Genomic DNA, 13,158 nt, shown 5'->3' with positions numbered 1-13,158 from the left:
GCGGCCCGGCGTGCCGCCCATGATCTCCGATTCTGCGCACGACCGGGGGAGGCCCGATGATCCGCGTCGCACTCGTCGACGACCAGGCGCTGTTCCGCGCCGGCATCCGCATGCTGGTCGATTCGCAGGCCGACCTCGAGGTCGTCGCCGAGGCGTCCGACGGACGTGAGGCGCTCGACGTGGTCCGCTCCGCCCGCCCGGACGTGGTGCTGATGGACATCCGCATGCCGGTCATGGACGGCCTGACCGCCACGGCCGAGCTGCTCGCCGACCCCGAGCCTCCGCGCATCGTCATGCTCACGACGTTCGACCTCGACGAGGCCGCGGCCCGCGCGATCCGACAGGGCGCCAGCGGATTCCTGCTGAAGGACGCCGACCCCGAATTCCTGCTCGCCGCCATCCGCACCGTGCATTCGGGATCGGCCGTGATCGCGGCATCCGCCACCCGTGACCTGTTCGCTCATTTCGCGGATGCCGCACCCCGGCCCGTTCCGCCCGCCTACGGTGGGCTCACCGAGCGCGAGCGCGAGATCTTCGCGCTCGCCGCCCGCGGCCTGTCGAACGCCGAGATCGCGGCCCGGGAGTTCCTGTCGGAGGCGACGGTGAAGACGCACATCAGCCGCATCCTGACCAAGCTCGGCCTGCGCGACCGCGTGCAGCTGGTGGTGTTCGCCTTCGAGCACGGCCTGGCGTAGCAGCGGCACCCGGGCTGCGCCCGGGCGGCCTGCGGCGGGCGCCGTAGCGTTGTCCGGACCGCTGATGTGCTCCGCGCGGTCGGCTGCCCTGCGCCGTCCGGCCCGCGCCGCGGGGTCAGCGACCCTCGAGGACGGCGCGGTGCTTGGCGTACCGGCGCCGGCCGATCAGGCGCCACGCGAGCCGGCCGGGCACCGGCATGTGCGTGCGCAGCCAGGCGTCGCCGCCGTCGGGCTGCGACGCGAGGATCTCGCCGAGCTGCTGCCAGGTCTGCCCCTTCGGCACGGCCTTGCGTCCGTGCTCGGCGAACCACTCGACCTCCTCCTCGGTGATCGTGCGCTCCATGACGGGCACGATGTTCGCCTCCTCATCGGGGAGGTGCACCGCGAGGGCGGCGTTGATCCCGTCGAGCGCCGCGAGCACGGGCACCGAGTCCGCCTCCGACGCTGACGCACGCCAGGCCGGCAGTGCCCCGTCGAGGGCGGTGAGGTGCACGAGCATCTCGGCGTGCTGCTCCTTCATGCGTGCGACGTGCGTCGCGCACGACGGCGCCCGCTCGTCGAGCGCGGTCCACAAGCGCTCGTCCTCGCCCTCGTGATGCGTGTGCAGCGCGATCGACAGCGTCTCGAGCTGCGTGGCGACCGCGGCCGCGTGTGCGGTGTCGCCGGGGGCGACGCCGCGCACCAGGTCCGGGCCCTCGCCGAACGTGCGCCGGAAGAGCCGATGGATCTCGATCATCCCGCCGGCGTCGCACGTCTTCGGCCCGGCGGGCAGGTCGCCGCTCGGCGGCAGGGGCGTGGCGGGCATCGGATCTCCTCGTGATCGGTGGCCTGCCGCGACCCTAGACCCGTGCCCCGGCGCGCGGAAGAGATCATCCTGCAGATGTACCCGGATGCCTCGCCAGGCCGACGCGCCGCCCCGCCTGCCGTTCGTAGCGTCGAAGGCATGGAGATCACATCGACCGACTTGGGGCTCGCGGCGCGGGTCCAGCAGCTCACGAAGACCTACGGCCGCGGCGAGAGCACCGTCCGCGCACTGGATGAGGTGTCGGTGGGCATCCGCCGCGGCGAGTTCACCGCGATCATGGGGCCGTCCGGCTCGGGCAAGTCGACGCTCATGCACATCATGGCGGGACTGGATGCCCCGAGCTCGGGTCGCGCGTGGATCGGCGACACCGATATCACCGGCCTTTCCGACCTCGAGCTCACGATCCTGCGCCGCCGTCGCGTGGGCTTCGTGTTCCAGGCGTTCAACCTCGTGCCGACGCTCGACGCGCTGGGCAACATCCTGCTGCCGTTCGACCTCGACGGACGCCGTCCGACGGCTCTCGAGAAGGCCCGCATCGACGGCCTGATCGAGGCGCTCGGCCTCACGCCGCGGCTGCGGCACCGGCCGCACGAGCTCTCGGGCGGCCAGCAGCAGCGCGTGGCCATCGCCCGCGCCCTCGCGACGGCGCCCGACCTGGTCTTCGCCGACGAGCCCACCGGCAACCTCGACTCGCGCACCGGCCGCGAGGTGCTCGGCCTCCTCGCGGCCGCCAGCCGCGATCACGGCCAGTCCATCGCGATGGTGACGCACGACCCGATCGCCGCGAGCCACGCCGACCGCGTGCTCTTCCTCGGCGACGGACGCATCGTCGCCGACAAGCCGCGTCAGACCGCCGAGGAGATCTCGGCGTACATGCTCGCGAGCGAGCTCGGCACCAGCGAGCCGGCGGTGGCGTCATGACCGCGGTCACCGCACCGGAACGAGTCGAGCGGATGCCGCAGCCCCCGGCCGCGCGCCCCCTCGCGTGGCTGCGCGAGCGCGGCATGGGTGCGAGCATCCTCGTCGCCGCTATCTCGAGCGCCTTCGGCGCACTGCTCCTCACCGCGACGGGGTATCTCGCGGCGATCATGGACGCCGACCCGTACATCGGCGACAGCGAGACGCTGGCCGCGGTGCTCGTGATCATGACGGTGATCCTCGTGGGCGTCGCCGTGTACGTCGCCGCGATCGTGACCGCCAACACGTTCTCGACGATCGTGGCGGGCCGCACCCGGCGCATCGCCTTGATGCGTCTGATCGGAGCATCGGCGTACTCGCAGCGCAACGAGATCGCCCGTCAGGGTCTCGTCATCGGCGCGATCGGCGCCGTCGTCGGCCTCCTCGCCGGGATGCTCGCGGCGGCCGCGGGCATCGCGCTCGCCGAGGCGGTCCTCGGGGTTCCCGACGTCGGCTACTCGGTCGTGCAGGCGGTGCTCGCCATCCCGGCGATCATCGTGGTGCTCACCACGTGGGCCGCGGCCTGGGTGGGGTCGCGACGTGTGCTGACCGTGACGCCGCTGCAGGCGCTCGGTGGGTCGGTCGAGGCATCCCACGACTCGTACGCCCGCCGCAGGGGGCGCAACGGAGCCGCGATCGGCCTGTTCGCCTCGGGCGCTGCGCTGCTGGCGGCGGGCATCGTGCTCGGTCTGGTCTCGCCCCTCGGCGTGGTGGTCGCGTTCTTCGGCGGGCTGCTGTCGTTCACCGGCCTCGTGCTGGGTTCGACGATGGTCATGCCGCCGGTGCTGCGCCTGGTCGGCCGCCTGTTCGGCGACTCGGCGACCTCGCGACTCGCGGCCGAGAACGCCCTGCGCTACCCGGAGCGATCGAGCCGCATGGCGATCGGCGTCGTCATCGGTGTGACGCTCGTCACGATGTTCGCGGTGGCTCTCGAGACAGTGAAGGCGGTCGTCGCCGCGTCCGGCGGCGGCGAGATCGATCGCGACTTCGAGGCTCTGCTCGACATGTTCGCCGGCATCATGATGGGTCTCGTCGCCGTCTCGGCGGTCATCGCCGCCGTGGGACTCGTCAACCTCCTGACGATCGGCGTCGTGCAGCGCCGCCGCGAGCTCGGGCTGCTGCGCTCGCTCGGCGTCTCGACCAGTCAGGTGCGTCGCATGGTGATGCTCGAGGCCGCGCACATCACGATCGCGGCCGTCGTCACCGGGCTGGTGCTGGGCACGGTCTACGGATGGGCCGGAGCGCAGTCCGTGCTCGGCTCGGTCGCCGTCCCCCCGGCGTGGCAGTCGCCCACGTTCGTCGCCCCGGCGGTGCCGTGGCTGCCCATCGCGCTCATCGTGGTCGCGACCGCCGTGCTCACACTCGTCGCCGCGGTCGTTCCGACGCGCCTGGCGACGCGGGTCGCCCCGATCGAGGCGCTCGCCGACTGAGCCGTCCGCGAGGGACCCCGGATGCCGCGGCCAGGCTTCGGCCGCGGCATCCGCTCGCCTCGTTCCGGGAGCCGGCGCTGTCAGATCGCGGCGTCGGCGTCGGCGTCGGCCTCGGCCTCGGGGTCGTGGGCCCAGCTCGGAGCGAGGGTGCGGATGCGGGCGGCGCGCCACTGCCACATGCCCCACAGAACCGGCCAGAGCGCGGGGGCCGTCGGCCCGCCGATCACGAGCCGGTCGCGCCAGAGTGTCTTGGACGGTTCGCCCGGCGCGGGCGAGACCGCCATCTGGTGGTCCCACACGTCGAGGCTGGCGAGGGGACCGGTGAGCGGGATGCCGCTGTCACGGAAGATACGCACCGGGCCCGCCGCCTCGTCGACCATGCGCTCGCTCACGTGGATCAGCTGGCGGCCGGACGGCACACCGAAGGCCGAGAGCTGCACGGGCACGTCGTCGCCCGGCGACCATGCCGTCGGCAGCCCGTCGGGTACGAGCGGCTCGAACCCGAGCGCGGGGCCGTAGAGCTCCGCCACCGCGCGGGGCGAGTGGAGGGCCCGCCACGCGGCGTCGGCGTCGCAGTCGATCACGAGCTTGAGCAGAATGCGCATGCTCCAGTCTCGCACCGTGCACCGCGGGCGCCCCGGCGGGCGGAGGTGCGACACGCGCCGCCGTACGCTGGAGGGATGCCCGGGCACCTGTTCGACCAGTCCTCCTACCAGGTGCGTCTCGATTGGGGCGTCGACGGTCTCGTGCGCGTCGCGCCCAGCGACGTCATCGTGGTGGTCGACGTGCTCCGGTTCTCGTCGACGGTCATCCAGGCCGTCGAGAACGGCAGGACGGTGGAACTGGATGCCGCGGCCCACGCCGTCTCCATCAACGGCGCGGCCGTCGCCGAGGCCGCGGCCGGATCGGGCGCCACCGTGCTCCTGGGCGGCCTGCGCAACGCGTCCGCCGTGGCGCGCGCGATCATGGCGATCCAGTACGAGCGCGGGGACCGCACGAGCATCGCCGTCATCCCCTGCGGGGAGCGGGTCTCGGCCGACGCCGTCGCCCCGTTGCGCTTCGCCGTCGAAGACCTGCTCGGCGCGGGAGCCGTCGTCGACGCGCTCGCCGACCTCGGCATCGATCACTCATCGCCCGACGCCGCGGTCGCGGGCGAGGGGTTCCGGGCGCTGCGCGGCGCCGCACGGCACCTCGTCACCGCGAGCGGCTCCGGCCGCGAGCTCGAGGCGGCGGGACGGCGGGACGAGGTGCTCGCCGCAGCCGCCGTGGACGCGGCATCCGTCGTGCCCGTCCTTCGCGAGGGCGCGTTCGGAGCCTTCTGACACCAGGACCCCGCGCCTGGGCGCCCGCCGCCGCGACTCCCGCCGCGCCCTCCCGGGTCAGCGCGGGGTCATCGCCGCCAGGCGCGTCGCGGGGGTGATCTCGCGCCGCGTCCATGTGAAGGCGAACCGCTCGTCGAAGCGCGGCGCGCACTTCGCGCACGAGGTCGGACGGGTGGCGCGGCGGTGCCGGTACGCGACGTGCCCGGCCGGGCACACGCCCACCCACGGCGCGAGCTCGGTGGCCGTCTCGCCGTGGTGGGTGGTGCCGCCCACATAGCCGAGGTCGCGGGCGACGGCCTTCCACTTGGCGCCGTGACCCGCGGCCGGCCCGGCGAGCGCGTGGGCCACCTCGTGCAGCAGCGTCTGGTGGTTGGTGTCGTCGTCGTGGCGTGCCGCGAGGTAGCGCGAGACGCTGATGCGACGGCTCGTGTAGTCGCACAGTCCGGCACGGCGCTTGGCGTTGTCGAACCCGAACGACCATGAGTCGTCGAGGTGGGTCGAGATGAGCGCCTCAGCCCAGAGACGCACGCGATGCAGGTCCGACATGAACGCGAGAGTAGGGGGTGGCTGCGACAGTCAGCTGGCGACGGATGCCGCGGCCCGGCGCCGGTCGGCGGCATCGATGGCGAGCAGCGTGGACTCGAGCTGGTCGTCGGGCGCTCCGGACTCCTGGCGCAGGAACAGCGCCCGCTTGAAGTCCCGTCGCGCCGACTCGTAGTCGCCGGCTTCGTAGTGCGTGCGGCCGCGGTGCTGGTAGGCGAACGCGGCGATGCCGGCCCAGCCCTGGCCGTCAGCCTCTTCGGCGCAGGTCGTGAGCTCCTGGTCGGCCGCGGCGTACGCACCGCGCGTCTGCAGCACCGAGGCGTGCAGGATGCGGGCGCGCAGGAGGTCCTTGCGGGTGCCGGCCATGCGGGCGACGCGCACCGACTGCTCCGAGACGACGAGGGCGTCCTCGGTGCGGTCGAGCACCTTCAGCAGCCACACGCGCTCGAGCAGGGCCGGAAGGCTGCGCTGCTCGCCGATCTCGTCGAGGCGCTCCTTGCACTGACGGGGATCCACCTTCTCGCGGAGGGTGTCGGGGTCGTACCCGCGGATGTAGCTCACAGCGACTCCCTTCGCACACGGTCAGCTCGCTGGATCCAGTGTGCCGCCGGGGGAGCGCTGTCCGGCCGTGCCACGCCGGGGCGCGGCATCCCACCGCCGTCGAAAGCGACGGTCAGCGGTCGAACAGCGACGACGACGGCTTCGGCGAGTCCGTCGCGTCGCCGTCGGTCGCGACCCGGGCGCCGCGGGCGAACTCGACGACCTCGGCGCCCTGTGCCACCTTCGCGGGGTGGGGACCGGCCGCCATGAGGCGCGGCAGCCACTCCGTGGGGAGGGGAGCTCGGGATGCCGCGATCACGAGGTTGCCGAAGCGACGACCCTTCAGCGTCTGCACCTCGGCGAGCACGATGACGTGATCGAGCACCGCCGCGACCGTCGCGACCTGGCGGCGGGCGAAGGCGAGCCCGGCGCCGTCGGCGACGTTGACCAGCAGCACGCCGTCGGGCGCGAGGAAGCGCGCAGCCTCGGTGTAGAACTCCACGGTGGTGAGGTGGGCGGGCGTCTGGGCGCCCGAGTAGACGTCGGACACGACGAGGTCGGCCGCGCCGACCAGCCCCGCGGGCAGGCGGCCCAGCACCGCGCGGGCGTCGCCGATCCGCACGCGGATCGATGCCCCGCGCGGGAGCGGAAGATTCTCGCGCACGAGGTCCCACAGCGCCGGCTCGAGCTCGGCGACCTGCTGCCGCGAGCCCGGCCGCGTCGCCTCGACGTACCGGGGGATCGTGAGGGCGCCGGCACCGAGATGGATCGCGGTGAGTGGCTGGCCCGGCATGCGCAGTCTGTCGATCACCGCGCCCATGCGCGCCACGTACTCGAAGTGCAGGTGGGTGGGGTCGTCGAGGTCGACATGCGACTGGGGCGTGCCGTCGACGTCGAGCTCCCATCCGCCGCCGAACGCCGAGGGGACGACCGAGGCGATGGTCCCGTCGAGCAGACGCGCCGAGGGAGCGGATGCCTCGTTCCCCCCGCGTGCCATGACCCTCACGTTAGCGCGGTCCGACCGCGGCTCCGGGTCCGGATTGACACATCTGCACCCACGACGGCGTCGCCCCCGAGCACATCGCTGAGCCGCTGGACGTCTGCGCGGTCGAAACATAATCGAGACATAGGTGTAATCGCCGCAGCGTCCGCGTCCAGGTAGCGTCGATGCATCACACCCCCTGAGGGCACCCCACGCCTCGCCTGCACGAAGTCGTGAGCGGCGCCCACATGACCTGGAAGGTGCACAGCACATGCTCCACACTTCGAAGAGGCGCCTTCTCGCGGGCGCCGCGGCGGTCGCCATCGGCGCCGTCGTCCTCACCGCCTGCGCCAGCGAGCGCGGCGGCGGCGGCGAGACCGGCGAGGCGAGCGACGTCGACTCGACGTTCGTCTTCGCGGCATCCAACGACCCCTCGGGTCTCGACCCCGCCTTCGCCAGCGACGGCGAGACCTTCCGCGTCGCGCGTCAGATCTTCGAGGGACTCGTGGGTGTCGAGCCGGGAACGGCCGACCCCGCCCCGCTCCTCGCCGAGAGCTGGGAGCAGTCCGAGGACGGTCTGTCGTACACCTTCACGCTGAAGGAGGGTGTCACCTTCCACGACGGCACCGACTTCAACGCCGAAGCCGTCTGCGCGAACTTCGAGCGCTGGTACAACTGGACCGGCCTCGCCCAGTCCGAGAGCCTGTCGTACTACTACGGCTCGCTCTTCAAGGGCTTCGCCGACTCGCCCGAGACCGCGGTCTACGAGTCCTGCACGGCCGACGACGAGACGCACGCGACGGTCACGCTCACGCAGCCGTTCGCCGGCTTCATCGCGGCCCTCTCGCTCCCCGCCTTCTCGATGCAGAGCCCGACGGCTCTCACCGAGTACGACGCCGACGGCGTGGGCGGCACCGAGGAGTCCCCCACGCTCAGCGAGTACGCCAACGCGCACCCGACCGGCACCGGTCCGTTCGTCTTCGACGAGTGGGCGCCGGGCGAGCAGGTCACCCTCACGGCTTACCCCGACTACTGGGGCGAGCAGGGTCAGGTGCAGGAGATCATTTTCCGCACCATCAGCGACACCACCGCGCGCCGTCAGGCGCTCGAGTCGGGCAGCATCGACGGCTACGACCTCGTCGCCCCCGCTGACACAGCCGCCCTCGAGGAGGCCGGCTACAACGTCATGCAGCGCGACCCGTTCACGATCCTCTACCTCGGCATGAACCAGGCCGTTCCGGAGCTCGCGAACCCGCTCGTGCGCGAGGCGATCCACCACGCCATCGACAAGGAGGCCCTGGTCACCCAGGTCCTGCCCGAGGGCACCGAGGTCGCGACGCAGTTCATCCCGCCGGTGGTCACGGGCTGGAACGAGGACGTCACGACGTACGACTACGACCCGGAGCGCGCCAAGGAGCTGCTCGCCGAGGCGGGCTACCCCGACGGTCTGACCCTCATGTTCAACTACCCGACGAACGTGTCGCGTCCGTACATGCCCAACCCGGAGCAGATCTTCACCAACCTGGCCTCGCAGCTCGAGGCCGTGGGCATCACGGTCACTCCGGCGGGCAACGAGTGGAACCCGGCGTACCTCGACCGCATCCAGGGCGGCGCGGACCACGGTCTGCACCTGCTCGGCTGGACCGGTGACTACAACGACACCGACAACTTCGTCGGCGTCTTCTTCGGACAGGCCTCGAACGAGTGGGGCTTCGACAACCCCGAGCTGTTCGATGCGCTCACCGAGGCCCGCGGCACAGCCGACATCGAGGAGCAGACGGCGCAGTACCTGGCCATCAACGAGATGATCGCGGAGTTCAACCCCGGCGTCCCGCTGGCCCACCCCGCTCCGTCGCTGGCCTTCGACCCGCGCGTCGAGTCGTACCCGGCCAGCCCGGTCAACGACGAGGTGTTCAACCAGATCGTCCTCACCGAGTGACGAACTGACGGATGCCGCGGGTCGGGCACACGCCTGACCCGCGGCATCCGCGTTCCCCTCTCATCCTGGAACCCGGAGTCTTGTGTAGTGCTGCGCGTCATCGGCAAACGAGTCCTGTATCTCATCCCCACCCTGTTCGGCCTGTCGATCCTGCTGTTCCTCTGGGTGCGCTCCCTCCCGGGCGGCCCGGCGGTCGCCATCCTCGGTGAGAAGGCGACGCCCGAGGCCATCGAGCGGATCAACGAGCTCTACGGGTTCGACCGGCCCCTGATCGAGCAGTACTTCACCTGGATCGCCTCGCTGTTCCAGGGCAACTTCGGCGCGTCGATCATGTCGGGCAGGCTCGTGCTCGAGGAGTTCGCGCTCCGTTTCCCGGCGACGCTCGAGCTCGCGATCGCGGCGCTCATCTTCGCCGTCGGGTTCGGCATCCCGCTCGGGTACTGGGCCGCCCGACGCCACGGCAAGGCCGCCGACCACTTCGCCGTCGTCGCGAGCCTCATCGGCATCACGATCCCGGTGTTCTTCCTGGCCTTCATCCTCAAGTACGTCTTCGCCGTGCAGCTGGGCTGGCTCCCGTCCGACGGACGCCAGAACCCCCGCATCGACGCGACGCATCCCACGGGCTTCTACGTCCTCGACGGCATCCTCACGGGAGAGTTCGACGCCGCCTGGGACGCGATCCTCCACCTGATCCTCCCGGCGATCGCGCTGGGCACGATCCCGCTCGCGATCATCGTGCGCATCACCCGCGCCTCGGTGCTCGAGGTGCAGAACTCCGACTACGTGCGCACCGGCCGCGCGAAGGGCGTCTCGCAGGGCACGATCCGCAATCGCTTCATCCTCCGCAACGCGATGCTCCCCGTGGTGACGACCGTCGGCCTGCAGACCGGCCTGCTGATCTCCGGCGCGGTCCTCACCGAGAAGGTGTTCGCCTATCCCGGCGTCGGGCAGTTCATGGCCGATGCGATCTTCGAGCGCGACTACGCCGTGCTGCAGGGCTTCATCATCTTCATCGCGATCGGCTACGCCCTCATCAACCTGGCGGTAGACGTGTCGTACAGCTTCATCGATCCGAGAGTGAGGGTCTCATGATCGCGCTCCATGGCGGGAGGTCCCGCATGACCACGATGATCCCCGCGGCGGGAGGTCTCGCATGACCTCCGCAATGCTGCCTCCTGCACCGTCCGGCGGTCCCGTCGACGACACTGCGATCACGGACGGTGAACTGCTCGGCGCCCGCACGGGCGGCGGTGGCTTCTGGCGCGACGTCTTCCGTCGCTTGATGCACAACCCCTCGGCCTGGGTCGGTGGGGTCATCGTCTTCTTCTTCGTCCTCGTCGCCGTCCTGGCGCCGTGGCTCGCCCCGTATCCCCCGAATGCGCTCCCGGGACAGGCCTACATCACGCCCACCCACATCCCGGGCCCGGGGGATCTGCCGCAGTTCCCGCTCGGCCTCGACCGCTTCGGCGGCGATGTGCTGTCGAAGCTCATCTGGGGTGCTCAGGCGTCGCTGATCATCGGCGTCGTGTCGACGACGTTCGGCCTGATCGGCGGCATACTGATCGGGTTCATCGCCGGTATGTTCGGCGGACAGGTCGACAACATCCTGATGCGCTTCGTCGACATCCTGCTGTCGGTGCCGAGCCTTCTGCTCGCCGTCTCCATCGCCGCACTTCTCGGCCAGACGCCGTTCTCGGTCATGATCGCCATCGGTGTCGCGCAGGTCCCCGTGTTCGCGCGTCTCCTGCGGTCGTCGATGCTGCAGCAGCGGAGCGCCGACTACGTGCTCTCGGCGCAGACCCTGGGTCTCGGCCGCGGCCGGATCACGATGAGCCACGTGATGCCCAACTCTGTAGGCCCCGTCATCGTGCAGGGCACGCTGAGTCTCGCGACCGCGGTCATCGAGGCGGCGGCCCTGTCGTTCCTCGGTCTCGGCGGCGGCCGCCCCGAGACGGCCGAGTGGGGACGCATGCTCACGTACGCGCAGGCGGAGCTCGCGATCGCGCCGTGGCTCGCCTTCCTGCCCGGCATCTGCATCATGATCACCGCGCTCGGCTTCACGCTGCTCGGCGAGGCGCTCCGCGAGGCTATGGACCCCCGCACCCGCAAGCGCTGACCCCGACGCGAACGGCCCCCGGAACCGCTGCGGTTCCGGGGGCCGTGTCGCAGGCGAGAGGCGTCAGACGGCGATGTCGAGCTCGTTGCCGGGGATCGACGCGAGCAGCCGGCGCGTGTACGGGTCGCGCGGGTTGGTGAAGATCTCCTCGCTGGACGCGGCCTCGACCAGCGCGCCGTCCTTCATGACGCAGACGTAGTCGCTGATCAGGCGCACCACCGCGAGGTCGTGCGAGATGAACAGGTAGCTCAGGCCGTACTCCTGCTGGAGGTCGCGCAGCAGGCGCAGGACCTGGTCCTGCACGAGCACATCGAGGGCCGACACCGGCTCGTCGCACACGATCAGGTCGGGCGAGAGCGCGAGTGCGCGGGCGATCGCGACGCGCTGCCGCTGGCCGCCCGACAGCTCGGACGGGTACCGCCGGAGCATCGACTGCGGCAGCGCGACGTCGTCGAGCAGCTGACGCACGCGCGCCGCCCGCTCCTTGCCCGACCCGCGCCGGTAGAACTCGAGCGGCTCGGAGATGATGCGCTCGATCGAGAACATCGGGTTGAGCGAAGAGTACGGATCCTGGAAGATCGGCTGCACGCGCTGGCGGAACTGCCGCAGGTCGCGGCCCTTGAGCGCGGCGACGTCCTGGCCGTCGAAGCGGATCGACCCGCTGGTCGGCTCGACCACCTTGAGCATCATGCGCGCGGTCGTGGTCTTGCCCGAGCCGGACTCGCCCACGATCGCCACGGTCTCGCCGCGGGGGATCGCGAAGGACACGTCGTCGACGGCGGTGAAGTCGTCCTTGCTGCCGCGCACCTTGTAGACCTTGGTCAGTCCCTCGACCTCGACGATGTTGTCGGGGGCGGATGCCGCGGCCGCGGGCTCTTCCGGACGGCGCGGCTCGGTCGTCCCGGCGGGCGCGGCATCGGGCCCCGCGGTGTCGGCGGGCGACGTCGTCGTCTTCCGGAACACCTCCGGCCGCAGTCGCACGGCCGCCACGGAGGGTGCCGCCTTCACGAGCGCCTGCGTGTACGGCTGCTGCGGATCCTCGAGGATCTGACGGGCGGGGCCCTGCTCGACGATGCGGCCGCGGTTCATCACGACCACGCGCGAGGCGCGCTCGGCGGCGAGCCCCAGGTCGTGGGTGATGAGCAGGACGGCCGTGCCGAGGTCGCTCGTCATGCGGTCGAGCTGGTCGAGGATGGTCTTCTGCACCGTCACGTCGAGGGCGCTCGTCGGCTCGTCGGCGATGAGCAGCTTGGGGTTGCAGGCCAGGCCGATCGCGATGAGCGCGCGCTGGCGCATGCCGCCGGAGAACTCGTGGGGGTACTGCTTCGCCCGGTCGGCGGCGTTGGGCAGGCCGGCGGCGGCGAGGGTCTCCACGACGCGCTGGTCGACGTTCTTGCGTGTGGCGAGCCCGTGGGCGAGAAGCGTCTCGGCGATCTGCGTGCCGATCTTGACGACCGGGTTGAGGTTCGACATCGGGTCCTGCGGCACCAGGCCGATCGAACCGCCCCGCACGGTGCGCATGACGCTCTCGGGCGCCCCGACGAGGTCTTCGCCCTCGAACAGGATGCTGCCCTTGGTGACCTTGCCGTTGCCGGGGAGGAGTCCGATGATCGCCATCGCGGTCGTCGACTTGCCCGATCCCGACTCGCCCACGATGGCGAGGGTCTCACCTGCGGCGAGGTCGAGGTCGACCTCCTCGACGGCGTGCACCGGGCCATCGATGGTGCGGAACTCGACGCCGACGTCGCGGACCTGGAGGAGCGGCGTCCCGGCCGCGGGACGTTCGGTGGAGCGGGCCATTCGTCCATCCTGCCTTCCGCGGGCCCGTC

General features: G+C 71.3%; 13 protein-coding genes. 7 read left to right on the top strand and 6 right to left on the bottom strand.

What is annotated here, in order from left to right; all coding sequences use genetic code 11:
- The first annotated feature begins 56 nt into the window (after positions 1–56).
- The gene (locus ACFC1W_RS03965) at positions 57–695 is read left to right on the top strand and encodes a response regulator (protein WP_375988880.1); all 639 of its coding nucleotides are present in this window, start codon (positions 57–59) and stop codon (positions 693–695) included.
- Between the two features lie 115 nt (positions 696–810).
- Here ACFC1W_RS03965 and ACFC1W_RS03960 read toward each other — a convergent pair whose 3' ends face one another.
- Entirely contained in the window at positions 811–1,500 is a 690-nt protein-coding gene (locus tag ACFC1W_RS03960; protein ID WP_375988878.1) for a hemerythrin domain-containing protein, read from the bottom strand.
- 138 nt (positions 1,501–1,638) lie between these two features.
- Here ACFC1W_RS03960 and ACFC1W_RS03955 point away from each other — a divergent pair, with 138 nt between their 5' ends.
- Positions 1,639–2,421: an ABC transporter ATP-binding protein gene (locus ACFC1W_RS03955; protein WP_375988876.1), complete on the top strand. Its 783-nt coding sequence runs from the start codon at positions 1,639–1,641 to the stop codon at positions 2,419–2,421.
- Positions 2,418–3,887, top strand: coding sequence for an FtsX-like permease family protein (locus tag ACFC1W_RS03950; RefSeq protein WP_375988873.1), 1,470 nt, complete (start codon positions 2,418–2,420; stop codon positions 3,885–3,887). The genes ACFC1W_RS03955 and ACFC1W_RS03950 overlap by 4 nt, the downstream gene beginning before the upstream one ends.
- An 80-nt stretch (positions 3,888–3,967) precedes the next feature.
- Here the strand turns inward: ACFC1W_RS03950 and ACFC1W_RS03945 are convergent, their stop codons facing one another.
- Positions 3,968–4,492 carry a hypothetical protein gene (locus ACFC1W_RS03945; RefSeq protein WP_375988870.1) on the bottom strand — a complete coding sequence of 175 codons (525 nt, stop codon included), beginning with the start codon at positions 4,490–4,492 and terminating at the stop codon, positions 3,968–3,970.
- 75 nt (positions 4,493–4,567) lie between these two features.
- On the opposite strand from ACFC1W_RS03945, the gene ACFC1W_RS03940 reads away from it, so the two are divergent.
- A complete protein-coding gene (locus ACFC1W_RS03940; RefSeq protein WP_375988867.1) occupies positions 4,568–5,209 on the top strand; it encodes a 2-phosphosulfolactate phosphatase in 642 nt (213 codons plus the stop codon).
- Positions 5,210–5,266: 57 nt separating this feature from the next.
- On the opposite strand, the gene ACFC1W_RS03935 is transcribed toward ACFC1W_RS03940, so the two are convergent.
- From ACFC1W_RS03935 to ACFC1W_RS03925, 3 genes are all read right to left on the bottom strand, one after another.
- Positions 5,267–5,755: a SprT-like domain-containing protein gene (locus ACFC1W_RS03935; RefSeq protein WP_375988864.1), complete on the bottom strand. Its 489-nt coding sequence runs from the start codon at positions 5,753–5,755 to the stop codon at positions 5,267–5,269.
- A 30-nt stretch (positions 5,756–5,785) separates the two neighbouring features.
- Complete coding sequence (locus ACFC1W_RS03930; RefSeq protein WP_241112999.1) at positions 5,786–6,313, bottom strand: tetratricopeptide repeat protein; 528 nt, start codon at positions 6,311–6,313, stop codon at positions 5,786–5,788.
- Positions 6,314–6,425: 112 nt separating this feature from the next.
- On the bottom strand, positions 6,426–7,289 hold the full coding sequence (locus tag ACFC1W_RS03925; RefSeq protein WP_375988861.1) for a spermidine synthase: 864 nt from the start codon (positions 7,287–7,289) through the stop codon (positions 6,426–6,428).
- A gap of 256 nt (positions 7,290–7,545) precedes the next feature.
- Here ACFC1W_RS03925 and ACFC1W_RS03920 point away from each other — a divergent pair, with 256 nt between their 5' ends.
- The 3 genes from ACFC1W_RS03920 (at position 7,546) to ACFC1W_RS03910 (ending at position 11,329) form a co-directional block, all read left to right on the top strand.
- Positions 7,546–9,213, top strand: coding sequence for an ABC transporter substrate-binding protein (locus ACFC1W_RS03920; RefSeq protein WP_375988859.1), 1,668 nt, complete (start codon positions 7,546–7,548; stop codon positions 9,211–9,213).
- An 87-nt stretch (positions 9,214–9,300) separates the two neighbouring features.
- A complete protein-coding gene (locus ACFC1W_RS03915; RefSeq protein ID WP_241113002.1) occupies positions 9,301–10,305 on the top strand; it encodes an ABC transporter permease in 1,005 nt (334 codons plus the stop codon).
- A gap of 61 nt (positions 10,306–10,366) precedes the next feature.
- Positions 10,367–11,329: an ABC transporter permease gene (locus ACFC1W_RS03910; protein WP_375988856.1), complete on the top strand. Its 963-nt coding sequence runs from the start codon at positions 10,367–10,369 to the stop codon at positions 11,327–11,329.
- 63 nt (positions 11,330–11,392) lie between these two features.
- Here ACFC1W_RS03910 and ACFC1W_RS03905 read toward each other — a convergent pair whose 3' ends face one another.
- A complete protein-coding gene (locus ACFC1W_RS03905; RefSeq protein WP_375988853.1) occupies positions 11,393–13,129 on the bottom strand; it encodes an ABC transporter ATP-binding protein in 1,737 nt (578 codons plus the stop codon).
- Positions 13,130–13,158 lie beyond the last annotated feature (29 nt).

This window comes from Microbacterium sp. NPDC056003 (assembly GCF_042274785.1).
Classification (GTDB): domain Bacteria; phylum Actinomycetota; class Actinomycetes; order Actinomycetales; family Microbacteriaceae; genus Microbacterium.
This window is presented reverse-complemented; position numbering and strand designations above follow the sequence as displayed.

What these genes read in the sequence shown, in the direction of transcription:
- ACFC1W_RS03945 (WP_375988870.1), bottom strand. Translation starts at nt 4,492, where the DNA reads ATGCGCATTCTGCTCAAGCTCGTGATCGACTGCGACGCCGACGCCGCG.
- ACFC1W_RS03905 (WP_375988853.1), bottom strand. Translation starts at nt 13,129, where the DNA reads ATGGCCCGCTCCACCGAACGTCCCGCGGCCGGGACGCCGCTCCTCCAG.
- ACFC1W_RS03955 (WP_375988876.1), top strand. Translation starts at nt 1,639, where the DNA reads ATGGAGATCACATCGACCGACTTGGGGCTCGCGGCGCGGGTCCAGCAG.
- ACFC1W_RS03925 (WP_375988861.1), bottom strand. Translation starts at nt 7,289, where the DNA reads ATGGCACGCGGGGGGAACGAGGCATCCGCTCCCTCGGCGCGTCTGCTC.
- ACFC1W_RS03950 (WP_375988873.1), top strand. Translation starts at nt 2,418, where the DNA reads ATGACCGCGGTCACCGCACCGGAACGAGTCGAGCGGATGCCGCAGCCC.
- ACFC1W_RS03920 (WP_375988859.1), top strand. Translation starts at nt 7,546, where the DNA reads ATGCTCCACACTTCGAAGAGGCGCCTTCTCGCGGGCGCCGCGGCGGTC.
- ACFC1W_RS03940 (WP_375988867.1), top strand. Translation starts at nt 4,568, where the DNA reads ATGCCCGGGCACCTGTTCGACCAGTCCTCCTACCAGGTGCGTCTCGAT.
- ACFC1W_RS03935 (WP_375988864.1), bottom strand. Translation starts at nt 5,755, where the DNA reads ATGTCGGACCTGCATCGCGTGCGTCTCTGGGCTGAGGCGCTCATCTCG.
- ACFC1W_RS03910 (WP_375988856.1), top strand. Translation starts at nt 10,367, where the DNA reads ATGACCTCCGCAATGCTGCCTCCTGCACCGTCCGGCGGTCCCGTCGAC.
- ACFC1W_RS03965 (WP_375988880.1), top strand. Translation starts at nt 57, where the DNA reads ATGATCCGCGTCGCACTCGTCGACGACCAGGCGCTGTTCCGCGCCGGC.
- ACFC1W_RS03960 (WP_375988878.1), bottom strand. Translation starts at nt 1,500, where the DNA reads ATGCCCGCCACGCCCCTGCCGCCGAGCGGCGACCTGCCCGCCGGGCCG.